Origin of the sequence: Streptomyces purpureus, from assembly GCF_014648195.1 — a bacterium.
GTDB lineage: Bacteria > Actinomycetota > Actinomycetes > Streptomycetales > Streptomycetaceae > Streptomyces > Streptomyces purpureus.
Window position 1 is genome coordinate 40,886 of record NZ_BMQQ01000034.1, and the last position, 21,957, is coordinate 62,842.

Below are 21,957 nucleotides of genomic sequence, written 5' to 3' on the forward strand. Positions count from 1 at the left end.
GCCTGCGATTATCGTTCCGCTTCACCGAACCTCCACATCGTGCCACGCAGGTGAAGCAGCCGGGCCGAGGCGATCGGAGCCCTATCCTTGTCCCGGCAAGGTCACGGACCACCCAACGGGGCTCCAGGCCACCACGGCCGCGATCCGGCCCCCGTAGCTCAGTGGATAGAGCAGGCGCCTTCTAAGCGCTTGGCCGCAGGTTCGAGTCCTGCCGGGGGCGCACAAGCAAGACCCTCCCTTTCGGGGAGGGTCTTTTTGCCGGTCAGGGCGATTTCCTGGCGAATTCCGGGAAGGGGCTCAGGCGCGGCGGGCGCGGAGGCGGCGGAGGCGAGGCCGGGGCAGCGGCTGGGCTCCTGGGAGGGAGAGGTTGTGGAGGCGGGCGGGCGGGAAGTAGCGCGGGTTCGCGGGGGACGTCGTCAGCAGGGACTCCGTCTCCGGGCGCAAGGACGGGTGGATCTTGGGCTGCATGCAGAAGCCGACCGCGCGGACCAGGGGCGCCAGCGTGGGCGGGACGGCGCCCGGGACCGCCGGGGCGGCGGATCCTTCCAGGTCAGGGACGAGGTGGTCCACGATCGTCAGCGGCATGCGGTTGCTGTTCTCGTACGGGGTGAGCCGGTCCAGGACCAGATCCGTGCCCACGCGCGCGATGGGGATGCCGTAGAGGACCGCCGCCGTCAGCATCGCCGTGGAGAAGCAGCCCACCACCAGGCGTGGGCGGCAGCGTTCGTAGCAGGTCTCCGCGAGTAGCGGGCCGTCCAGGACCGTCAGTTCCACGCCGGCCGCCGTCGCCTCCTCGTGCAGCGCCGTCGAGTAGCGGGCCGGGGCCGTCGGGTGCGGTTTGAAGAGGACCGACCGGTGGCCGGCCGCCGCCGCGCCGCGGAGCATGCGGAGGTGCAGGGTCTCCTCCTCGTCGGGCGTGAGGATGCCCAGCGCGGCCAGGTACTGGCCCAGCAGCAGCGCGCTCGGGGCCGCCTCGGCCGCCGCCGTCAACGCCGGGTCCGTCGCGGCCGATTCGGCGATCTCGGACAGCAACGCGCGGAACGCGTCGTCCGGTACGAGCTCCGGCTCCACCCCGTACTCGGACAGCAGCAGGGGACGCAGCCCAGGCACCAGGTCGAGATGGAGCAGCCGGCGCACCCGGCAGCCGATCGTCTGGGGCAGTTCACCGCGGGTCGGGCCGTAGCTCATGAGGCCGTCGGCGTACACGTCGAGCACGCTCTCGGCGAAGATCGCGGCCAGGGCCTTGGCGGGGTTGACCTGGATGGACTCGACGACCAGCTCGACCGGGGCGGCGCCGATCCCCCACGCCGCACGGAACATCCGCTGCCACACCGGCACTTCCTCAGGGCGCGGCGCCCATGAGCCGGGGTGGTGGGGGCGGATGACGTCGTTCCAGTCGACCACCTCGTCGAAGCGGGTGGCGATCCGGTCGTAGCCGGTCATCTCCTCCAGGCGCAGCGCCGTCTCCGGAATCTCGGCGTTGTGGGACAGCAGCAGCAGGCGCCGGGCGCCGTCCGCCGCGCCGAACTGCCCGGCGTCCAGGGCGGCCGCCACCGTCGCCGCCCCGTACAGCGTCGAGACCTGGAAGATCTGCACGCGCTCAATGTGCGTACGCATGGCTCAGGCGGCCTTTCGCGTCTCACGCAGCCGCCGCAGGAGCGTGCTGCGGGCGGTGTCCATCGTCGCCAGCGTCTCGTCGAGCACCTGCTGCGGCATCCGCCGCAGCGCGTCGCCGACATCGCGCCGCAGCCGCTTCGCCACGGCCGGCTCGTACTGGTCCGCTTTGTTCATATGGAAAGCGATCATGGCGCAGTACGTCCGTACCGCCTTCGGCAGAAAACGGTCCGCCTCGGCGTCCTTCACCACCTCGCGCAGCAATAGGTCGTACGACGGAATGAAGTCGAGCTGGCGATTGTCAGAGATCTGCGTCAGGGACGTGGTGACCCCGCGCCGGTAGAACACACCGTGCAGGGCGAGCGCCGCGTACGACGAGGCTTTCAGATGCAACCGCCAGACCCAGAGCCGGTCTTCGGCAGTTCGCAGTTTCGTCTCGAACCGGGAGGCGCCGTCGGCGAACAACCGCGCGCTGTAGATCCCGAACGGGACGAAGGGATAGTCGACCATCGTCGCCATGTGCGCGGGGGCGATCCCGTCCCGGGGGTCCATCACCGTGTCGCGCCGCTTGGCCGGGGCGTAACGGATCTGGCGGGACGTGCCGTTCGACTGGACGTGGTCGGTACGGGCGAAGTCGCAGCCCAGCGCCTCGATGCCGCGCACCAGCGCGCGCAGATGGCCGGGCGCGTACCAGTCGTCGCCGTCCAGGAACGTCACGTACTCCCCGTTCGCCGCGTCGATACCGGTGTTACGTGCCTGGGCCACGCCCTGGTTCGTCGCGTGCCGGATCACCCGCGCGCCCGGAATCCGGTCCTTCCAGTGGTCGAGGACCTCCGGCGTGGCGTCGGTCGAACAGTCGTCGACCAGAAGGAATTCGAACTCCGGATCCGCGTTGTCGGCGAGACTGCGCAGGGTGTCGGGGGCGTACGCGCCGACATTGTGGAGCGGTACGACGACAGACAATTTCGGCACACGGAATCCAAACGCTTGAACGCCAGTACGGAGAGCACGGTACCGGCGCCGATAAACGGGCGGACGATACGCGTTTGCACGTCAGGTGAATTCTTTCCGCCCGTTTCCCGGAGGGGCCGGGCTGTTCGCCGGACGGGATCGGTGGTGCCAGGCGAGGGCGAGCAGGGCGGCCAGCGCGATGCCGCCGATCCCGGCACCGAGGCGCAGCCCCGGCGGCCGGAACGAGCAGCTGATCGTCGTCGCCGTGCCGTCCAGCGGTACGGCCAGCAGACCGAGGTGGCGACGGGCGGGCGCGGGGGTCTGATCGCCTGCGGCGCAGGTCCAGCCGGAGATCCGGGGGACGGCGACGACGGCGGTTCCGGTGCTGCCGGGCGGAAGCGTCGCGGAGAGGGTGTGGCCGGAGGCCTCCACCCGGGTCGCGCCGGTCGCCGTCAACTGCCGTACGGCCGCGTCCAGACGCTCCGGTACGAGGCAGCCGACCGGCCGGCGGGGCAGGGCCGGGCGGGCGTCCGGGGAGTGCAGCGCGATCCGTACCTCGCCGGACGCCGGGACCGTACCGAGCCGCCGCATCGGGGCCCGTACGGCCGGGAGCTTGCCCGCGAAGGCCACCGGGCGGGCGTCGCCGAGCGTGGCCGTGCCCCTGTAACCCGGCGCCCAGAAGTAGACCTCGGCGCCGGCGGGGCAGGCGGCGGTCAGCGTCCCAGGGGCGGTGGCAGCTGCCGGTGTCGGTGTCGGCACGTCGTACACCCTGGCGCCGAGGAGCAGCTCCTGGTTGGCGAAGGCGTCGTCCCCGAAGCCGCTCCTGCCGTCCGTGTCTTCGCCGTCCGCGCCGGGCAGGTGCAGGTCGCGGCGGACCGTCACCAGGGGCGGCACCGGCCGGTGCGTGGCGGTGATCGTGGCCCTCGGCGGGGCGTCGAGGCGTACCGGAGCCGAGGGTGTGGCCCGCATCCGCGTACCGACCGAGAAGATCGCGTCGGTGACGGGGTTGTCGAGGCTGACCACGTGCCGTCCCTTGGCGTAGTGGCCGAAGCCCAGCGAGGAGAGCGTGCCGGAGTAGATCTCCGCGGTGAGGCTGCTGTAGTGGTCGGCGCCCTGACCGCCGGCGATCATCGAGTCGTTGCCGCCCGGTACGCCGCCGTCGGCCCCGCCCGGGTCCGTGCGGTGGCGCGGCCAGGCGTCCTCGCGGGCGGTCGCCCGCGCCATGTCCTCGTGCCAGGGCCCCAGCGGGGGCGCCCAGGACACCTGCGCCAGCTGCCGCCGCTCGACGCGTGAGCCGCCGAGGGCGCCCTCGCCCGCCTGCGCGGCGACCAGCAGGACGACCGCCACGGCCGGGAGGACCCGGGAGCCGGGTGCGTACCGCCCGCCCAGTACGACCGCGGCGGCGGCCACGGCACCGGCCGCCAGGGCGGCCAGGAGCACGGGGTAGCTCCACCGGTCGACGACGGTGCTCCCGCGCGCCGCGAACGCCATGACGGCGAGGAGCCCGCCCGCCGCGAGCAGCACGGGTGGGCGGGGCAGCCCCTGGGCGGCGGACAGCCAGGCCGCGATCAGGAGCAGGCCGCAGAGGACGAACGCCTGGCGGTAGGGGATGCCGTTCGGGGAGGCGCCCGCGTGCCACAGGAGGTGGGTCGGCTCCCACTGGGTGGAGAGCGCGACCAGACAGATCGCTGCCGTCCACACGAGCCGGGGGCGGAGCGCGAGCGCGCGGTTGAAGGGCAGCGTCAGGGCGAGCAGCAGGGCGAGGGTGCCGATGTGGAGGGCGGGTGACGCCACGCTCGCCGTCCCCGGCAGCAGCCGCGCGAACACCTCCGTCCAGTCGACGGCGGCGAACGTCACCGCGGGCGTCGGATCCGCGACTTGCGTCCCGGCGTGCACGACGACGAACACGGGCGAGGCGAGCCCGACCCCGATCCCGACGGTCCGCACGGCCCGCATCAGCGCGGCGACCTTGCCGGGCCGGGGCCGGGGCCCGGTGCGAGGGCCGCCCTTGTCTGCCGCTCGGGCTGTCGGCCACCAGCCGGGACGGGAGGGGCGGAGGGAGCGGGAGGGACGGGAGCGGTCCTCGCCGCCGCCGTCGCCGGACGGGCGGGACCGCGTCCCGTCGCCGCAGGAGAGCAGACCCGCGAGCCGCGGGCCCTTGCCGGGGCGGCGGGGCACGACGCCTTCCACCGCAGGTCCGGCGCCGTCCGTCGGACGACCATCTTCGTACGGACGGGCACGGCCCTCGCCGCCGCCGGACCGGCGGAGCCCGGTCCCGGTCTCCCCCGCGCGCTCGGCGGCGTGCGAGCCCGTGAGTCGCGAGCCCTCACCGTACCGGCGGGGGCGGGCCCCGCCCGGGTGGCCCTCGCCCTCACCAGGGCGGCGAAGTCCGGTCCGGGTCTCCCCCGCCGGCAGGCCCGGCGCGCCCTCCTCCGTCGTCAGCAGGCGCACCGCCAGGACGATCGCCGCGCCGATCGTGGCCATGTACGCCGTGTAGAAGTTCGCGATCCAGGCCAGCGCCACCACCAGCGGGCCGAGGACCGGGCGGCGGGCGGTGCGGGACCATTCGGCGGCCAGGCAGAGCAGGGGGAACGCGATCAGGCCGTCCAGCCACATCGGGACGTACGCGCCGTAGTTGAACGTCCAGCCCGACAGGGCGTACGCCGCGCCAAGCACCGCCGCCACCGGCCAGGGGCCCCGGCGCAGGGTCAGCAGGGCCGTGGCCATCGCGGCGCCGGCCGCCGTCACCTTGGCCGCGGTGATGACGTACAGCGCCGGCTCCAGGCGGTCCGCCGGGAACGCCACCACCAGCAGGTCGAACGGGCTGCTCAGATACGTACCCACGTCACCGAGGAAGTTCGAGCCGTAGCCGGTCGTCCAGTTCAGGAACAGATCGCCGTCCGTCCGGCCGAGCAGCAGGTCGCGCCAGTAGGAGTGGTACGGCAGGTACTGGTTGCCGAGATCGACGATGTTGCGGGTCGTCGGCCCGAAGGGATGGCTGCCCGCCAGGACTCCGCCGAGGCAGAAGACGACACAGGACAGCACGGCGGCGCCGACCGCCGCCCTCAGCCGGAGACGGCGCGGGCGGGGCCGGTGGTGCGGCGCGCGCTCGGCCTCGGCCGGCACGGCCTCGGTGGTAAGGAGCACGAAGGCCATGACACTCCAGCCACACGACCCGCGTCCCATCACGGGGCGGAGCCCGGGCGCACCCGGGGTGAATTCCGGGTGACGCGGCGGGCCCCGGCCGCGTCCCGCCCGGCGGCGCGACACGGGCGCGAAACGCTGGGGGTTGGCCGCCGCCCCACGTACTACTGGTCCCTCACGCGCCGTCATGGACCGTTACGTCAGGGACTGCGAGGACTTCACATGACTTCGTCAGATACGTTCCGCCTCCGGCCGAGCCGCCGCTCGCTCCTCACCGGCGCCTTCGCCGTGGGTGCGGCCGGGCTGCTCCCGCTCGGGGCGGCGGGCTCCGCCCGGGCCGCCGCGGGGCCGGAGATCCTCGGCTGCGCCGGGTGGGGGGCACGCCCGTCGCGGAGCCCTGTCCGGGTGCTCACCACAGCGCCACACAAGATCATCGTCCATCACACCTCGACCCCGAACACCACCGATCTCTCGCCGGCGGCGGCGATCGACCTGGCGCACATCATGCAGAACGACCAGATGGACGTGCGCGGCTGGATCGACACCGGGCAGCACTTCACCATCAGCCGGGGCGCGTACATCCTCGAAGGCCGCCACGAGAGCGTTTCCGCGCTCCAGGGCGGCACGCGCCAGGTCGAGTCGGCGCACGCGTACGGCCAGAACCAGGTCGCCGTCGGCATCGAGAACGAGGGCACGTACATGAAGGTCGGCCAGCCCGCCGCCCAGTACGCCGCGCTGCTCGAACTCTGCACGCACATCTGCCGGCAGTACGGCCTGCGCGCCTACCAGATCTACGGGCACCGGGACTTCAACGCCACCGACTGCCCCGGCGACCGGCTCTACGCCATGCTGCCCCAGCTGCGGCGGGAGGTGGCGGCGCGGCTCGGCGGCGACCCGACGGCGCCGGTGTGGCCGGTCGTCCGCAGTGGCGACTCGGGGCGGCAGGTGGTGGCGTTGCAGCATCTGCTGGTGCGGTACGGGCAGCCGGTCACGGTCGACGGCGCGTTCGGTCCGGCCACGGAGGCAGCCGTACGGGAGGTCCAGACGGTGAACCACGCGACGAAGGACGGGATCGCGGGGAACCAGGTCTGGCACCAGGTCGTGGTGCCCGTACGGCTCGGCGACACGGGCGCGGCCGTGTCGGCCCTCCAGACCCTGCTCGCCACGGGCGGTGTGCCGACGGCGGTCGACGGTGTCTTCGGCGCGGCGACGGAGACGTCGGTCACGGGTTTCCAGTCGGCGCGGCAGCTGCCTGCCGACGGGGTGGTCGACGCGCGGACGTGGGGGCGGCTGCTGGAGTGACGGGGAGGGCGCGCGGCGAGGACGATGGCACACTGACCGCCCATGTCCGTCGGCGGTCATCCGTCATCTGTCAGTTGTCATCGGGCAGCAGTCATCTGCCATCTGTCATCCGCCGCCCCGAGGAGCCCGTCGTGCCGATGATCCGTAACCTCCGGCGTGTCGTGCGTCGTGCCTACCGCCGCACCGTCGACCTGAGCCACCCGGCGCGCTCTCCGCTGGGCAGCTCGGTGGTCAACTGCGTGGTGTACGACGACGGTCTGCGGCAGACGGGGTCCTGCGGCGCGGAGGAGGCGGTGCGCAAGGCCCGTAAGTCGGGCGGCGGGTTCGTCTGGATCGGGTTGCACGAGCCTTCGGCGGAGGAGTTCGGGGGGCTGGCCGAGCTGTTCGGGCTGCATCCGGTAGCGGTGGAGGACGCCGTGCAGGCGCATCAGCGGCCGAAGGTGGTGCGGTACGACGAGACGCTGTTCGCGGTGTTCAAGACGGTCCGGTACGCGGAGCACGAGGAGCTCACCGCGACCAGTGAGGTGGTGGAGACCGGGGAGCTGATGGTGTTCACCGGGCCGGACTTCGTGATCACGGTGCGGCATGGGCGGCATGGTTCGCTGGGGCCGTTGCGGGAGACGCTGGAGGCGGAGCCGGAGCAGTTGGCCAAGGGGCCGACGGCGGTGCTGCACGCGATAGCGGACCATGTGGTGGACGATTACATGGCGGTGGCCGATGCCGTGCAGGACGATCTGGACGCGGTGGAGACGGCGGTGTTCAGCGAGCATGCCAGTCGGGGTGACGCGGGGCGGGTCTATCAGCTGAAGCGGGAGTTGCTGGAGCTGCGGCGGGCGGTGGCTCCGCTGGACCGGCCGTTGCAGACGCTGGCCTCCGGGACGGGTCCGGTCGGGCCGGACATGCAGCCGTACTTCCGGGACGTGGCGGATCATCTGTCGCGGGTGAGTGAGCAGATCACGGCGTTCGACGCGCTGCTGGACTCGATCCTGCAGGCGCATCTGGCGCAGGTGACGGTGGCGCAGAACGAGGACATGCGCAAGATCACGGCGTGGGCGGCGATCGTCGCGGTGCCGACGATGGTGTGCGGGGTGTACGGGATGAACTTCGATTACATGCCCGAGCTGCGCTGGACGTTCGGGTATCCGCTGGTGGCGGGGGCGACGCTGGTGGCGTGTGTGGTGCTGCACCGGACGTTCCGGCGCAATGGCTGGCTCTGACTGAACGGCCGGATCTGGGCGAACGGGCGGCTCTGACCGAACGGCGGATCTGGGTCAACGGGTGGCTCTGAGCCACTCCTTGCCGGATCGAGTGCGTGGCCGGTGCGGGGGTGTGGGGTGGTGGCGTACCCCCCTACCCCTGCCCCACCTGGGGGGAGGATGGGCGATTACTGAGGGGTGGCATCGCAGGGCTGGTGTGATTACCAGCCATCCCTAGTCTCAATTCCCGTGATCTCGAACCGATTTCCGTGCGAGGCGCGGAACCAGGCGAGCCAGGGGGGAATTGTGGGACTCGTGGAGCGGACCGTGCATACGGAATTGCTCGACCGTCTGTTGGCCGATTGTGTGGCGCGTAGGGGAAGCGCCGTGGCTCTGGACGGTCCGGGGCCGAACGGGAAGACCGAGCTGCTGCACTATGCGATCGCACAGGCGGAAACGGCCGGGGTGCGGGTGCTGCGGGCGGTGGGCGCGCGGGCGGAGCGTGCTCTGGGGTTCGGGGTCCTGAGCCAGCTGTTCCATGGGGCTTCGCTGCCGTCGGAGGTGGCGCGGGAGGCGGACGCCTGGCTGGAGGAGGGGGCCGAGGCGCTCGCGGCCGGTGAGGGTGCGGGGGACGTGCCGGGGCCGGGTCTGGTGCGGGTGCTGGACCGGCTGTGCCGGGTGCTGCTGGAACTGGCTTCGGAACGCCCGCTGTTGATAGCGGTGGACGACATACATCACGCGGACGCGGCGACGCTGCACTGTCTGCTGCATCTGGTGCGGCGGATCGGGCCGGTGCCGGTCGTGCTGGTGCTCGCCGACGACACCAGCACGCGTCCCGAGCTGCCGCTGTTCCGGGCCGAGTTGCAGCGCCGGCCGTACTGCCACCGGCTGCGGGTGGAGCCGCTGTCGCTGGAGGGCGTACGGGAGTTGCTGGCGGGCCGGCTCGGGGAGGAGCGGGCGGGCGCGCTGGCGCCGGAGTTCCATGTGGTGTCGGGTGGCAATGCGCTGCTGCTGTCGGCCCTGGTGGCGGACCATCTGGAGTGCGGAGGCATCCGGCCGCAGGGTTACGGTCTCGCGTTCGTGGGTCATCTGGACCGTGGGGACGCGCGGGCGCTGGCGGTGGTGCGGGCGCTGGCTGTGCTGGGTGGTGGCTCCCCGGGTGGTGGCTTCGAGGGGGGTGCGGTCGACGAGGCCGAGCTCGCGGAGCTGTCGGGGGTGCCGGCGGTGGAGGTGGCGGCGGTGCGTGCCGCGATGAACGGTGCGGGGCTGCTGGAGGGCGGCTGGTTCCGTTCGGAGGTGGCGCGTCTTGCGGTGCTGGAGGCGCTGTCGCGGACGGACCGGGATGCGTTGCAGTTGGCCGCGGCGCGGATGCTGCATGGGCATGGGGCTGCGGTGCAGCGGGTGGCGGCACATCTGGTGGAGGCGCAGTCGGCGCCGGGTGTCTGGGCGGTGGAGGCGTTGCGGGAGGCGGCGGAGCGGGCTCTGCTGGCGGACCGGCGGGGTGTGGCTCTGGGGTGCCTGGAGCTGGCGCATCGTTTCTGCGAGGACGAGTCGGGGCGTACGGAGGTGCTGGCGCGGCTGGTGCATGTGGAGTGGCTGGCCAATCCGGCGGCGGCGGGTCGTCATCTGGGGACGTTGACGGCGGCGGCTTCGGCGGGTCGGCTGGGTCAGCAGGAGCGGGTGTCGCTGGTGCGGCGGCTGTTGTGGCATGGCCGGACGGAGGAGGCGGCGCGGCTGTTGCAGCGGCTGCGGGCGAGTGGCCGGGTGCCGGTGGCGGGTGGGTCTTCGGAGCTGCCGGACTTCGAGCACTGGGTGGCGTGGACGCATCCGTCGTTGGCGCTGGAGAGCCGTCCGCAGGCGGCGCCGGTGGCGGAGGGTGCCTTGGTGGGGGCGGGTTTCCCGGCGCGTACGGGGCCGTTGCTGCGGGCGACGGGGCTGTTGGCGGACGCGTTGACGCGGGGGCGGGCGCATGAGGCGGCGGAGCGTGCGGAGTGGCTGCTGGCGGATCTGGACCGGGCGCGGGGGGACGAGTGGTCGGACGAGGCGGCGTTGACGGCGTTGTCGGTGTTGACGGCGGCGGGTCGTCCGGCGGATGCGCTGGCGTGGTGTGAGCGGCTGACGGCGAAGGATGTGCATCGGCTGCCGGCCACCCTGCGGGCGTTCCTGGCGGCGGCGCGGGCGGAGGCGGCGCTGCGGACGGGTGAGCTGACGACGGCTCTGGCGCAGGCGCGGCTGGCGTTGACGGTGTTGCCGGCGAAGGCGTGGGGTACGGCGGTGGGGTTGCCGCTGGGGACGTTGATCGTGGCGGCGACGCGGACGGGTGATCATGCGGAGGTGGCGCGTCGGCTGACGCAGTCGGTGCCGGAGGCGATGTTCGAGACGCGGCATGGTCTGACGTATCTGTATGCGCGGGGTCAGTATCAGCTGGCGACGAATCACTGTCATGCGGCGCTGGCGGATTTCCTGGCGTGTGGTGAGCGGATGCGGGCGTGGGGTCTGGATGTGCCGGGGTTGCCGGCGTGGCGGATCGGGGCGGCGGAGGCGTGGCTGCGGCTGGGTAATGCTGATCAGGCGAAGAAGCTGGCGTATGAGCAGTTGGGCCGGCCGGAGGCGGCGGGGCCGTATGTGCGGGGGTTGGCGCTGCGGTTGATGGCGGCGTCGGGGCCGGTGAAGCGGCGGCCGCAGTTGCTGGCGGAGGCGCTGGATCTGTTCGAGGAGTGTGGTGACCGGTATGAGCAGGCTCGGGTGCTGGCGGACTTGAGTCATGCGCATTACGCGGTGCGGGACAGTCGTCGGGCGCGGATGTTGTTCCGGCGGGCGCGGCATATGGCGCGGTTGTGTGAGGCGGGGCCGCTGGCGGCGGAGTTGATGTCGGCGCCGGAGGAGTTGGGTGGTGATGCCGGGGTGAAGGAGTCGGCGGATGGTTCGGTGCTGACGGAGTCGGAGCGTCGGGTGGCGGCGTTGGCGGTGCGTGGGTACACGAACCGGGAGATCGCGACGAAGTTGTATGTGACGCCGAGCACGGTGGAGCAGCATCTGACACGTACGTATCGGAAGCTCGGTATCAAGCACCGGAGGGAGCTGCCGGCGGGTCTGGGTACGGAGGCGGGCAGTGGACGGGCCGCGTGAGGGGGCGTCGTCCGGGGCTCGGGATCCGTCCGCGGGTGGTGGGTCGTCTGCGGGTGAGGTGGTGATTCTGCGCCCGCCCAGCCGCGATACGAGACCGGTCAGTTGGTACGTTTCCTGGGTGGGGCGGGAGGGTGTGCGGCAGGTGTGCAGTCGGCCGCCCGGGGTTGAACGGCCCCACCCGTCACCGCCCTCACCAGGCAGTTCGGCGTCCGCCTCGGAGGATGGAGGTAGCTGAGCCGGAGGGTGGACGGCCCGTAAGGCAAGGGGCACATGGTCAGATCGTCTGCGAGATCGGCACTCAATCACCCCTGACACATTGACAAAAAGACCGGGCGGTTGGTTTCCTATGGGTGTGCAGTTGATGCTGCCTTACCAGCCCAGCCAGCCCAGCCAGAGACGGTGGTCACGGTGAAGTTCGGAATCCTCGGTCCGGTCGAAGTCATCAGCGGTGGTCAGCCCTTGGCGCTGGGCGGACTCGTCCAGCGCGCGGCGCTCGGCTATCTGCTGCTGCACTGCAACAAGGTCGTCGCCACCAGCGCGCTGGTGCGCGCGGTGTGGGGCCATGACGCGCCGCCCACGGCCCGCAAGATGGTCCAGAACGCGGTCTCGCGGCTGCGCCGCACCCTCGCCGAGGGCGACGGCGATGGCCAGGTCGAGCTGGTCACCTGCTCGCCCGGCTATCTGCTGCGGGTCGACCCGGACGCGGTCGACGTGCACCGCTTCCGGACCCTGGCCGAGCGGGGCCGGGCGGAGCTGTCCCAGGGGCGCGCCGAGCGCGCTGCCGCCACGCTCGGCGAGGCGCTGGCGCAGTGGCGCGGTCCGGCGCTCTCGGACCTGACCGAGACGGGGATCGACTGGCCGCAGACGGCGCTCCTCGAGAACGAGCGGCTGGCGGCGTTCGAGGACAGCGCGGAGGCGGGTCTGGCGCTCGGCCGGCATTTCGAGATCGTGCGGGAGCTGGAGGCGATGACGGAGGCGGAGCCGGCGCGGGAGCGGCTGTGCGGTCAGCTGATGCTGGCGCTGTACCGCTGCCACCGGCAGCGTGAGGCGCTCGCCGCGTACCAGCGGACCCGGATGGCGCTGGTGGAGACCTTCGGGCTCGACCCCGGGCGGGAGCTGCAGTCGCTGGAGATGAAGATCCTCCAGCACGACGAGTCGCTCGCCGTCCCGGGCCGCCCGCACGCCGCGCCGGCGCCGGCCCCCGTCCTGACTCCGGCCCCGGCCCCGGCCCCGGTCCTTGCTCCGGCGCCTGTTCTGGCTCCCGTGCCCGCGCCGGCTCCGGTGGCGGCGGCCGTCGGGCCGCGGTCGCGCCCCGACCTCTTCTCCTCCCCTACGGGCGGGGTGAGCCCGCATGCTCGTACGGCCGCCCGGGCCCGCGGCGAGGAGCTGGCCATGGCCCACCGCTGGCGGGGCGCGGACCCGCTGTGGGCGTCGCTGTGGTGAGGCGCGCCGCTCACGGCCTGCGGGCGAGCAGGAGCGCGCCGCGCAGGGAGGAGAGGCCGGCGAGCCGGGCCGGGTGGACCGGGGGCGGGGTCCAGGCCGGGCGGGCGAGGCGGGTGACTTCCTGGGCGACGGTCTCGACGAAGCCGGGGACGCCCGCGGCGAAGCCGCCGCCGACGACGATCCGGGCGGGGTGGACCAGTTCCGCAAGGCTCACGGCCGCGGCGGCGAGCGCGGCGCAGCTCTCCCCCACGGCGTCGACGGCCCAGCGCTCCCCTGCGGTGAAGGCGTCCCGCAGGTCCGTGAACTCCAATGGTTCTCCGCGTAGTTCGGCCGCCCGGCGCAGGGTGGCGGGGCCGGAGGCCACCGACTGGACGCAGCCGCGCCGGCCGCAGTCGCACAGGTCGCCCGCGCGCCGGTCGACGACCATGTGGCCGACCTCGCACGAGCCGCGGTGCGCGCCGGGGACGAGGCGGCCGTCGAGGACGATGCCGCCGCCGATGCCGGTGCCGACGCCCAGGTAGACCAGATCGCCGCAGTCGGCCGCGTCCGCCTCGGCGAGCGCCGCGAGGTCGCCGTCGTCGGCGCAGCGGACCTCGGCGCCCGGCAGGAGCGCCGCCAACTCGGCCCGTAGGTCGACTCCTTCCCAGAACGGCCGGCCTGGCCAGGTCAGCACCCGCCCGTCGGGGGCGAGGGTGGCGGGCATCGCCACGCCGACCGCCTCGACCGGACGTTCCAGACGTGACCGCAGGGCGTGGGTGTGCTCGGCGAGCGCGGTGAGGTCGTCGCGTACGCAACGGGTCCTGGGCCAGCGGAACGACGACTCCGTCTCTTCACCGATTCCGGCGGCATTCTCCGTACGGAATGCGACCTTGGTGCCGCCGACGTCAATTCCTAGATAACTCATGGATTCTCCTCCGACTGTGTTCAGGGCGCCGTTGGGGGGTGTGTAGGGGACCGTTCGCGCATGGCCCGGACTAGCTTCTGACCAGGTACTCGTACGAGATGGGCGGAAGCGGGAGGGAACATGTTCACCGAAGAAGTGCGAATGGCGGTTGCGGAATCGGGCACGGCGGATTCCGGGTATTCCTGCGAGGCGGCTCTGCGTGTTTTCGCGGGTGGTCTCGGCGAGCCGGCCGTGGCGGCCGGGTCCGCTTCCGCCCCGGCGCCGCTGGAGGCGCTGCGCGCGGTCGTGCTCCAGTCGGTGGAGGCGGTGATCGCGGCCGCGGCCGGGGTGCCGCCGGTGCTGGCGGACGGCGGGGCCAAGGCGCCGTGATCGGGTCGCTGCTGCCGGGGTCCGTCGCCTGGGCGGAGGCCTTCGGCGACGATCCCGGACGCGTGCCCGCCGACGAGCTGTACGCCGAGGAGTGGGCGGTCGTCGCGGACGCGGTGCCCGCCCGGCAGCGGGAGTTCGCGGTCGTACGCGGCTGTGCGCGGCGCGCGCTCGCCGAGCTGGGGCTGCCGCCGGTGCCGTTGCTGCCGGGGCACCGCAATGCCGTGGTCTGGCCGGAGGGTGTGGTCGGCAGCATGACGCACACCACCGGCTACCGGGCGGCGGCGCTGGCGCGGCGTGCGGATCTGGCGGGGATCGGGATCGACGCCGAGCCGGATCTGCCGCTGCCGGACGGGGTGCTGGGGAGTGTGGCCCGGCCTGCCGAGCTGCGGCATGTGGCGGCGCTGACGGCGGCGCGACCCGCGGTGGCCTGGGACCGGCTGCTGTTCAGCGCCAAGGAGGCGGTGTACAAGACGTGGTTTCCGCTGGCGCGGCGGGAGCTGGACTTCCCGGATGCCGAGATCGTCTTCGACCCGGCCGACGGTCGGGCGGGGACGTTCTCGGCGCGGCTGCTGGTGCCCGGTCTGCCGCTGGGCGGCGGGAAGGTCACGCGTTTCGAGGGACGTTGGGCGGCGGACGGTGGCCTGCTGGTGTCGGCGATCGCCCTCGCCGCCCCAGGAGACCGGTCCGCCCCGGAGGACCGGTCCGCCTCGGAAGACCGGTCCGCGCCGGGCGCCTGACGCGCGGCGGGCGATCCGGCGTGCGGTGCGGCGTCCGGGGGCCGGCGGGTCAGCGGGTGTACGGGGCGAGGGCATCGCGTACCAGGGCGGTGATCGCCTCCTGGTGGTCGGCGAGGTAGAAGTGGCCGCCGGGGAAGACATGGAAGTCGATGGGCCGGCTGGTGTGCTGGTCCCAGGCCGCCGCGTCGTCCGGGGAGACGCGGGGGTCGCTGTCCCCGACGAGGACGGTGACCGGGCAGTCGACGCGCGCGCCGGGTGCGCAGCGGTAGGTCTCCACGGCGCGGTAGTCGCCGCGGACGACCGGGATCATGAGCTGGAGCAGCTCCTCGTCCTCGAAGACGCGCGGGTCGGTGCCGCTGAGGGTGCGCAGTTCGGCGAGGAGGCCGGCGTCGTCGAGGCGGTGGATCAGGTGCTTGCGGTCCAGGCCGGGGGCAGGGCGGCCGGAGGCGAAGAAGGCGACCGGCGGGGTGCCCAGGCGCTCCAGGCGCTGGGCCACCTCGAAGCCGACGGTGGCGCCCATGCTGTGGCCGAAGAGGGCGAGCGGCCCGTCCGTCCAGGGGGCGAGGGCTTCGGTGATGTGGTCGGCGAGGGTGGCGATGTCCGTGACGGGCTCCTCGCGGAAGCGGTCCTGGCGGCCGGGGTACTGCACCGACAGGACCTCGATTTGCGGGGAGAGCGCGGCGGAGAACGGCCGGAACCAGGGGGCGGATCCGCCGGCGTGCGGCAGGGTCACGAGGCGGATGCCGACGTCCGGCGCCGGGTGGTAGCGCCGGATCCAGGCGTCCGTCGATGCGGTGGACGTCACCGGAGTCGCGGGCGCCGCCGGTGTGGCGGGAGTTGCGGGTGCTGCGGGAGACATGGGGGTTCACCTCACGAAGGCGGTCCGGCCGTGTGGCCGGACCGGTGGTGTGCCGGGGGCCGGGGGCCGGGGCCGGTGCGCGGGGCCGGCCCCCGGTGGGCGTTGCTGCCGGTCACGCGCGGGTCACACGGCGGCCGGGGTCATGTTGAGCAGGGCGCGGGCGGCGAGCGGGTAGCCCAGGGCGCCCATGCCGACGATCACGCCGTTGGCGAGCGGGGCGAGGACGGACTCGTGCCGGAACTGCTCGCGCGCCCAGACGTTGGAGAGATGGACCTCGATCCAGGGGCGGGGGTAGCTGGCGAGCGCGTCCCGCAGGCCCCAGCCGTTGATCATGAGGGCGCCGGGGTTCACGATGGCGCCGACGGTGTAGTAGTGCTCCTGAATGGACTTGATGAGTTCGCCTTCGGATTCGCGCTGTACGGACACCAGGTCCCAGCCGCGTTCGGCGAGTTCTTTCTCGATGGCCTGCTCGATGTCGAACAGGGTGGCCGTTCCGTAGACCTCGGGCTCGCGTCGGCCGAGGATGCCCAGGTTCGGGCCGTTGACCATGAGTATCGCGGGCACGTTCCCACCTCTCTGCATCGGGAGTTTGCCTCTCGATTTCTAGCACCCCTTTTGTTGTTCGAGAAATGCAAGGGGGTACGCGGCGGAATCCCTGGGGGCAAATAGGGGGGCACGTAGGGGATGGGAAGCGTCGTCATCCCTGGGGTAGCGTGATAACCCGGCGTGGGGAATCACCCCGTCCAGCCGGTTGAATTCTATGCCGAATGAACATTCCCCGGCACAGGCCTCCTCGAAAAGGCACAGGCCTCCTCGAAAAGAAGGATTGGTTGAGCATGTCTGGTAACCGACAGCCTCTCGAACTCCCCCAGTGGCCCCAGTACGGCGACGAGGAGCGGGCCGGGCTGATCCGTGCGCTGGAGCAGGGGCAGTGGTGGCGGATGGGGGGCAGTGAAGTCGACTCCTTCGAGCGGGAGTTCGCCGCGTTCCACGGCGCCGAGTACGCGCTGGCCGTCACCAACGGCACCCACGCCCTGGAGCTGGCCCTGCAGGTGCTCGGGGTCGGCCCCGGCACCGAGGTGATCGTGCCGGCCTTCACCTTCATCTCGTCGTCGCAGGCCGCGCAGCGTCTGGGTGCCGTCGCGGTGCCGGTCGACGTCGACCCTGAGACGTACTGCCTGGACATCGCCGCGACCGAGGCCGCGATCACCCCGCGCACCAAGGCGATCATGCCGGTGCACATGGCCGGTCACTTCCCGGACATGGACGCGCTGGCGAAGCTCGCCGCCGACAAGGGCATCGAGATCGTCCAGGACGCGTGCCACGGCCAGGGCGGCGAGTGGCAGGGCCGCGGCTACGGCGAGCTGGGCTCGGTCGCCGCGTTCAGCTTCCAGAACGGCAAGCTGATGACGGCCGGTGAGGGCGGTCTGGTGCTGTTCCCCAACCGTGAGCTGTACGAGGAGGCGTTCCTGCGTCACTCCTGCGGCCGGCCGCGGACGGACCGTAAGTACTTCCACCAGACGTCCGGTTCGAACTTCCGCATGAACGAGTTCTCGGCGTCGGTGCTCCGGGCCCAGCTCGGCCGCTACCCCGCGCAGCTGGCCACCCGCCAGGAGCGGGCGGAGCTGCTCGGCTCGCTGCTGGCCGAGATCCCGGGTGTGGTGCCGCAGAAGCACGATCCGCGGGTCACCTCGCACCCGCACTACATGCAGATGTTCCGGATCCCGGGCATGGCCGAGGAGAAGCGCAACGAGCTGGTGGACAAGCTGATCGAGCGGGGTCTGCCGGCGTTCATCGCCTTCCGCGCGATCTACCGTTCGGACGGTTTCTGGGAGACCGGCGCGCCGGACGAGACGCTGGAGCAGGTGGCGGCGCGCTGCCCGAACACCGAGGCGATCAACAACGACGCGATCTGGCTGCACCACCGGACCCTGCTCGCCACGCCGGAGCAGATCCACCAGGTCGCCGAGATCGTCGCGGACACGCTGGCGGAGGCATGAGCGGCGCCCCGCACGGGGTCGTGCGGGTCGCGGTCGTCGGCCTCGGCTGGGCGGCCAAGTCGATCTGGCTGCCGCGGCTGAGGGAGCACCCCGGTTTCGCGGTGAGCGCGCTGGTCGACCCGGACCGGGCCGCGCTGGCGGCGGCCGTGCACGACCGTACCGGCACCCTGCTGCTGACCGACGTCGACGAACTGACCCCTGACGTGGCCGATCTGGCCGTGGTCGCGGTCCCCAACCATCTGCATGCCGCGATCGCGTGCCGACTGCTGGTCAACGGCGTCCCGGTCTTCCTGGAGAAGCCGGTCTGTCTCAACTCCGAGGAGGCGGAGCAGCTCGCCGCGGCGGAGACCGGCGGGGGGTCCCTGCTGCTGGCGGGCAGCGCCGCGCGCTACCGTGCCGATGTTCTCGCGCTGCGGGAACTCGTCGCGAACCTCGGGCACATCCGGCACGTCGATCTGTCCTGGGTGCGGGCCCGGGGCATTCCGGACGCGGGCGGCTGGTTCACCCAGCGTCAGTACGCGGGCGGCGGCGCGCTGGTGGACCTGGGCTGGCATCTGCTGGACACGGTGACCCCGCTGCTGGGTGACGTCAGGGGTGACATCACCTTCGACCAGGCGCTCGGCACGGTCTCCGACGACTTCGTCCGCAGCAGTGTGGCGCGGGCGTCGTGGCGTGAGGAGCAGAGTCTGCACGCCTACGACGACGACTCGGCGGGCGACGTGGAGGACACCGCGCGCGGGTTCCTCGTCACCGACACCGGGGTGTCGGTGGGGCTGCGGGCGAGCTGGGCGTCGCACGAGCCGCGTGATGTCACGGTGATCCGGGTGGACGGCAGCGAGGGTACGGCGACGCTGCGGTGCACGTTCGGTTTCAGCCCCAACCGGGTCGAGTCGGCCGAGCTGACGCTGACCAAGGACGGCGTGGTCACGCAGGTGCCGTTCCCGGTGGAGCCGATCGGCGCGGAGTACATGCGCCAGCTCGACGAACTGCCGGCGCTGCTCGCGGCGCCGGAGAGCCGTGGCCGGGCGGTGCGTGAGACGCGGCGGACGATCGCCGTGATCGAGCGGATCTACGAAACCGCCCGCGCCGCCCGGGCGACGCGCACGGCGCGTGCGGCGGCGGGACGGCGGGCCACGGCGGCTCCCGGCCCACTCGCCTCCGCCCCGGCCGCCCCGGCGGCGGCCGCCACTTCCGATGAACCGGCTGTCGCCGTACGTATCGCATCCCCGGTACGTGTCGACGGCGCCGATGTCTCCACGAACGGGCGGGCGATCCCCGCCCCGACACACCGGTGAGGAAAGCCCCATGACCGAGAGCATGAACTGGCACAGCCGCACGACCCGGGCGGTCGTCTTCGACCTGGACGGTGTCCTCGTGGACAGCTTCGAGGTGATGCGTCAGGCCTTCACGGTGGCGTACGCGGAGGTCGTGGGTGACGGCCCGGCGCCCTTCGAGGAGTACAACCGCCACCAGGGCCGATATTTCCCCGACATCATGCGGATCATGGGGCTCCCCCAGGAGATGGAGGAGCCCTTCGTCCGGGAGAGCTATCGCCTGGCACATCAGGTGCCGCTCTTCGCCGGCGTGGTGGAGCTCCTGGGCGAGCTGCGCGGGCGGGGCATACGGATGTCGGTGGCCACCGGCAAGAGCGGGCCGCGGGCGCGGTCGCTGCTCAGCTCGCTCGGGGTGCGTGACTTCTTCGACCATGTCATCGGCTCGGACGAGGTCGAACGCCCCAAGCCGGCCCCGGACATCGTGAAGCTCGCGCTGTCGCTGATGGGCGTGGAGCCGGGCGAGGCGCTGATGGTGGGTGACGCGGTCACCGACCTGACCAGCGCCAGGGGCGCCGGGGTTGCCGCGGTGGCGGCGGTCTGGGCGGACGTAGAGGAGGCGGAGCTCGCGGCGGCGGGCCCGGACGCGATTCTCCGCCACCCCTCCGAACTCCTCGCGCTCCTCCCGGTCCTGGACACCGTCTGACGTCGCGGGCCCCGGCCCCGGCCCCCCACCTCGGGGGCCGGGGTCCGTGTCATGTCCCGGACGATCTGCCCCGAGGGGCGGTTGATAGCTTGGCACCCCCTGCCCTTCCTTGCTCGACGGGGGACCATGAGCCAGCACCAGCCCCATCCGCCGCAGTACCACCCGTACCACCAGCCACCCAGTCAGCCGCCCGGTCAGCCGCCCGTACCGTCGTGGCAGCCGCCGGCGCCTGTCCCCGGCGGAACGTTTCCCCCGCATCAGGCGCCTTACGGCCAGCAGCGAAGGCCCGGCCATCCCGTGGGCGCCTTCTTCCTCGGGCTCCTCGTCTCGGTCGTCGTCTCGCTGCTCTACACCGGCGTCGTCCTGTTCACGTACAAGGAGCAGTCGGTCGAGACGGCCCAGATCCTGTACGTGGCCCACGGCCTCCTCAACGGAGCGGCGGTCGGCCTGGTGACCGGCCTGATGGCCCGTGGCAGGGCCGGTGCCTGGGCCGCAGGGGCGCTGGTCGCCGCGCTCGGGGCCTTCTTCGGTTACACCAACGCCGTTCCGCTCATCATCGCCGAGCAGGACGGTGTCCCGGCCATCGGGGACATGATGGAGATCGACCCCCTTATTCCGGCCAAGGCGTGGTGGGGCGCCAACGGCGACGCCGAGTGGATCGCCCTGCTCGGTCTCGTCGTCGCGGCGGGAACAGCCTGGGTCCTCGCCCACCTCGTCGGCAAGCGGTCCACTCCCCTCCCGCCGCCGGCGCCCGTCATGCCGTCCGGTCCGGTCATGTCCTCGGGGCCTGCCATGCCCCAGGGTCCTGGCCCGGTCCCGCCGTCCGCTCCCGTCCCGCCGTCCGGCAACGGGGGCGGGGGCGTCGGTGCGAAGACGATCCTCAAGGGCGTCGGTGTCGTGGCCGGCCTCGTGGTGTTGGCCGTGGGCTACTTCCTCAGCCAGGACGACGCCGACCACGCGAAGGCCGGCGACTGCCTCAAGAACAACGGCACCACCGTGGCTCCCGACCTCCAGGTCGTCGAGTGCGGTGGCGCCGAGGCCGTGTACAAGGTCGTCGAGGTGATCCCCGACACCCTGGAGACCTCCCGGTGCGAGGGCCGGTCGGACATCGGCTACCAGGAGCAGACCCGCGGCGGCCGGCGGAGCTCGGGCAAGCAGTTCGTGCTCTGCCTGGACGAGATCAAGAAGTAGCCGCCGAAGCGGACGACGCGACGAGGCCCCGGACCTGAGCGGTCCGGGGTCTCGTGCGCATAGGGGGGGAGCCGGGGTTCAGAAGCGGCGTCGGGGCATCGCCTCCAGGGTGTGGCGGACCACCTCCTCGGGGACGTCCTGGATGAGTTCCGCGCCGTCGGGGCCGTCGAGGACGAAGGCGAGGCCGTGGGCGGCCTTCTTGTCGAGGCGCATCAGGGCGATGAGTTCGTCCGGGGACGGGCCGAGGGGAAGCTCCGTGGGCAGGCCGTATCCGGCGACGATCTCGTGGTGCGTGGCGACGCGGCCGGCGTCGATCCGGCCGAGCGCTCCGGCCAGGCGGCCCGCGAAGACCGTGCCGATGGCGACCGCCTCGCCGTGCTTCAGGGCGAAGTCGGTGGCGATCTCCAGGGCATGGCCCAGGGTGTGGCCGTAGTTGAGCAGGTGGCGCGGGCCGGAGTCGCGTTCGTCGGACATGACGACGGACGCCTTGAGCGCGACGCTGGTCGCGATCTGCTCGTGGAGGGGGAGATGGCGGATGTCGCCGGCGCCGATGAAGGCCGCGCGGGCCAGCTCGCCGTAGCCGTTGGTCAGTTCGCGCTCGGGCAGGGTGGCGAGGAAGTCGGTGTCGCACAGGACCGCCTTGGGCTGCCAGTACGCGCCGACCAGGTTCTTGCCCTCGGGCAGGTTGACCGCCGTCTTCCCGCCGATGCTCGCGTCGACCTGGGCCAGCAGCGAGGTGGGCAGGTGGATGACCGGGACGCCGCGGTGGAAGAGCGAGGCGGCCAGGCCGACCGTGTCGGTGGTGGTGCCGCCGCCGCAGCTGATGACGGCGTCGTGGCGGGTGAGCCCGAAGCCCGCGAAGGCCCGGCAGAGCTCCTCGACGGTGACGAGGTTCTTGTCGACCTCGCCGTCCCTGGCGCGGACGCGCAGGGACGGCACACCGGGATCGGGCACCCAGTCGTCGGGGCGGGCGGAGACGATCACGACGCGGTCGGCGCCGGTCTCCGCCACGATGCCGGGCAGCAGATGCCGTACGCCCGGGCCGATGTGCACGGTGTACGAGCGGTCTCCGAGGTTCACGGGGACGCTGCGCCGCTCGGTCGCGGCCGACGACGTGGTCGTCAGGGTCATGGAGGTCCTC

At 72.4% G+C, this 21,957-nt stretch carries 17 protein-coding genes and 1 tRNA gene; 11 read left to right on the forward strand and 7 right to left on the reverse strand.

The features are described 5' to 3' along the window. Window positions 1-147: 147 nt before the first annotated feature. Window positions 148-220: transfer RNA gene (locus IEZ01_RS30145), tRNA-Arg, on the forward strand. A 77-nt stretch (window positions 221-297) separates the two neighbouring features. On the opposite strand, the gene IEZ01_RS30150 is transcribed toward IEZ01_RS30145, so the two are convergent. The 3 genes from IEZ01_RS30150 to IEZ01_RS30160 all read right to left on the reverse strand — a co-directional run bounded on the left by IEZ01_RS30150 (window position 298) and on the right by IEZ01_RS30160 (window position 5,721). Next, complete coding sequence (locus tag IEZ01_RS30150) at window positions 298-1,617, reverse strand: polysialyltransferase family glycosyltransferase (RefSeq protein ID WP_040875129.1); 1,320 nt, start codon at window positions 1,615-1,617, stop codon at window positions 298-300. 3 nt (window positions 1,618-1,620) lie between these two features. Further along, on the reverse strand, window positions 1,621-2,586 hold the full coding sequence (locus IEZ01_RS30155) for a glycosyltransferase family 2 protein (protein WP_028797537.1): 966 nt from the start codon (window positions 2,584-2,586) through the stop codon (window positions 1,621-1,623). A gap of 81 nt (window positions 2,587-2,667) precedes the next feature. After that, window positions 2,668-5,721, reverse strand: a complete 3,054-nt coding sequence (locus tag IEZ01_RS30160) for a YfhO family protein (RefSeq protein WP_189204892.1) — start codon at window positions 5,719-5,721, stop codon at window positions 2,668-2,670. A 210-nt stretch (window positions 5,722-5,931) separates the two neighbouring features. Here IEZ01_RS30160 and IEZ01_RS30165 point away from each other — a divergent pair, with 210 nt between their 5' ends. The 4 genes from IEZ01_RS30165 to IEZ01_RS30180 all read left to right on the forward strand — a co-directional run bounded on the left by IEZ01_RS30165 (window position 5,932) and on the right by IEZ01_RS30180 (window position 12,779). After that, window positions 5,932-7,011: a peptidoglycan recognition protein family protein gene (locus tag IEZ01_RS30165; protein ID WP_189204894.1), complete on the forward strand. Its 1,080-nt coding sequence runs from the start codon at window positions 5,932-5,934 to the stop codon at window positions 7,009-7,011. Window positions 7,012-7,148: 137 nt separating this feature from the next. Further along, complete coding sequence (locus IEZ01_RS30170) at window positions 7,149-8,228, forward strand: magnesium and cobalt transport protein CorA (protein WP_028797538.1); 1,080 nt, start codon at window positions 7,149-7,151, stop codon at window positions 8,226-8,228. A gap of 294 nt (window positions 8,229-8,522) precedes the next feature. Further along, window positions 8,523-11,336 (forward strand): helix-turn-helix transcriptional regulator, encoded by a 2,814-nt coding sequence (locus IEZ01_RS30175; RefSeq protein ID WP_229833290.1) that lies wholly within the window; start codon window positions 8,523-8,525, stop codon window positions 11,334-11,336. Window positions 11,337-11,744: 408 nt separating this feature from the next. After that, the gene (locus tag IEZ01_RS30180; protein WP_189204896.1) at window positions 11,745-12,779 is read left to right on the forward strand and encodes an AfsR/SARP family transcriptional regulator; all 1,035 of its coding nucleotides are present in this window, start codon (window positions 11,745-11,747) and stop codon (window positions 12,777-12,779) included. 10 nt (window positions 12,780-12,789) lie between these two features. Here the strand turns inward: IEZ01_RS30180 and IEZ01_RS30185 are convergent, their stop codons facing one another. Beyond that, window positions 12,790-13,683 carry an ROK family protein gene (locus IEZ01_RS30185; RefSeq protein WP_019886413.1) on the reverse strand — a complete coding sequence of 298 codons (894 nt, stop codon included), beginning with the start codon at window positions 13,681-13,683 and terminating at the stop codon, window positions 12,790-12,792. A 120-nt stretch (window positions 13,684-13,803) separates the two neighbouring features. On the opposite strand from IEZ01_RS30185, the gene IEZ01_RS30190 reads away from it, so the two are divergent. Both IEZ01_RS30190 and IEZ01_RS30195 read left to right on the forward strand, forming a co-directional pair. Then, window positions 13,804-14,052 carry a hypothetical protein gene (locus IEZ01_RS30190; protein ID WP_019886415.1) on the forward strand — a complete coding sequence of 83 codons (249 nt, stop codon included), beginning with the start codon at window positions 13,804-13,806 and terminating at the stop codon, window positions 14,050-14,052. Then, window positions 14,049-14,789 carry a 4'-phosphopantetheinyl transferase family protein gene (locus IEZ01_RS30195; protein WP_019886417.1) on the forward strand — a complete coding sequence of 247 codons (741 nt, stop codon included), beginning with the start codon at window positions 14,049-14,051 and terminating at the stop codon, window positions 14,787-14,789. The genes IEZ01_RS30190 and IEZ01_RS30195 overlap by 4 nt, the downstream gene beginning before the upstream one ends. Before the next feature lie 49 nt (window positions 14,790-14,838). On the opposite strand, the gene IEZ01_RS30200 is transcribed toward IEZ01_RS30195, so the two are convergent. Both IEZ01_RS30200 and IEZ01_RS30205 read right to left on the reverse strand, forming a co-directional pair. Next, window positions 14,839-15,594, reverse strand: coding sequence for a thioesterase II family protein (locus tag IEZ01_RS30200; RefSeq protein ID WP_189204905.1), 756 nt, complete (start codon window positions 15,592-15,594; stop codon window positions 14,839-14,841). Window positions 15,595-15,771: 177 nt separating this feature from the next. Then, window positions 15,772-16,212, reverse strand: coding sequence for a type II 3-dehydroquinate dehydratase (locus IEZ01_RS30205; protein ID WP_019886420.1), 441 nt, complete (start codon window positions 16,210-16,212; stop codon window positions 15,772-15,774). 272 nt (window positions 16,213-16,484) lie between these two features. On the opposite strand from IEZ01_RS30205, the gene IEZ01_RS30210 reads away from it, so the two are divergent. From IEZ01_RS30210 to IEZ01_RS35765, 4 genes are all read left to right on the forward strand, one after another. Then, window positions 16,485-17,648: a DegT/DnrJ/EryC1/StrS family aminotransferase gene (locus IEZ01_RS30210; RefSeq protein WP_019886422.1), complete on the forward strand. Its 1,164-nt coding sequence runs from the start codon at window positions 16,485-16,487 to the stop codon at window positions 17,646-17,648. Continuing rightward, the gene (locus IEZ01_RS30215) at window positions 17,645-18,943 is read left to right on the forward strand and encodes a Gfo/Idh/MocA family protein (protein ID WP_189204897.1); all 1,299 of its coding nucleotides are present in this window, start codon (window positions 17,645-17,647) and stop codon (window positions 18,941-18,943) included. Before IEZ01_RS30210 ends, IEZ01_RS30215 begins: the two co-directional genes overlap by 4 nt. A 10-nt stretch (window positions 18,944-18,953) precedes the next feature. Further along, window positions 18,954-19,625: an HAD-IA family hydrolase gene (locus tag IEZ01_RS30220; protein WP_019886424.1), complete on the forward strand. Its 672-nt coding sequence runs from the start codon at window positions 18,954-18,956 to the stop codon at window positions 19,623-19,625. Between the two features lie 297 nt (window positions 19,626-19,922). After that, complete coding sequence (locus IEZ01_RS35765; RefSeq protein ID WP_019886425.1) at window positions 19,923-20,816, forward strand: LppU/SCO3897 family protein; 894 nt, start codon at window positions 19,923-19,925, stop codon at window positions 20,814-20,816. A gap of 78 nt (window positions 20,817-20,894) precedes the next feature. Here the strand turns inward: IEZ01_RS35765 and IEZ01_RS30230 are convergent, their stop codons facing one another. Then, window positions 20,895-21,947, reverse strand: a complete 1,053-nt coding sequence (locus IEZ01_RS30230; protein WP_019886426.1) for a 3-dehydroquinate synthase family protein — start codon at window positions 21,945-21,947, stop codon at window positions 20,895-20,897. Window positions 21,948-21,957 lie beyond the last annotated feature (10 nt).

Excerpts from the sequence above, each read along its gene's own strand:
- IEZ01_RS30230 (WP_019886426.1), bottom strand. The coding sequence starts at position 21,947 with ATGACCCTGACGACCACGTCGTCGGCCGCGACCGAGCGGCGCAGCGTC.
- IEZ01_RS30190 (WP_019886415.1), top strand. The coding sequence starts at position 13,804 with ATGTTCACCGAAGAAGTGCGAATGGCGGTTGCGGAATCGGGCACGGCG.
- IEZ01_RS30150 (WP_040875129.1), bottom strand. The coding sequence starts at position 1,617 with ATGCGTACGCACATTGAGCGCGTGCAGATCTTCCAGGTCTCGACGCTG.
- IEZ01_RS30160 (WP_189204892.1), bottom strand. The coding sequence starts at position 5,721 with ATGGCCTTCGTGCTCCTTACCACCGAGGCCGTGCCGGCCGAGGCCGAG.
- IEZ01_RS30220 (WP_019886424.1), top strand. The coding sequence starts at position 18,954 with ATGACCGAGAGCATGAACTGGCACAGCCGCACGACCCGGGCGGTCGTC.
- IEZ01_RS30210 (WP_019886422.1), top strand. The coding sequence starts at position 16,485 with ATGTCTGGTAACCGACAGCCTCTCGAACTCCCCCAGTGGCCCCAGTAC.
- IEZ01_RS30170 (WP_028797538.1), top strand. The coding sequence starts at position 7,149 with ATGATCCGTAACCTCCGGCGTGTCGTGCGTCGTGCCTACCGCCGCACC.
- IEZ01_RS30165 (WP_189204894.1), top strand. The coding sequence starts at position 5,932 with ATGACTTCGTCAGATACGTTCCGCCTCCGGCCGAGCCGCCGCTCGCTC.
- IEZ01_RS30185 (WP_019886413.1), bottom strand. The coding sequence starts at position 13,683 with ATGAGTTATCTAGGAATTGACGTCGGCGGCACCAAGGTCGCATTCCGT.
- IEZ01_RS30215 (WP_189204897.1), top strand. The coding sequence starts at position 17,645 with ATGAGCGGCGCCCCGCACGGGGTCGTGCGGGTCGCGGTCGTCGGCCTC.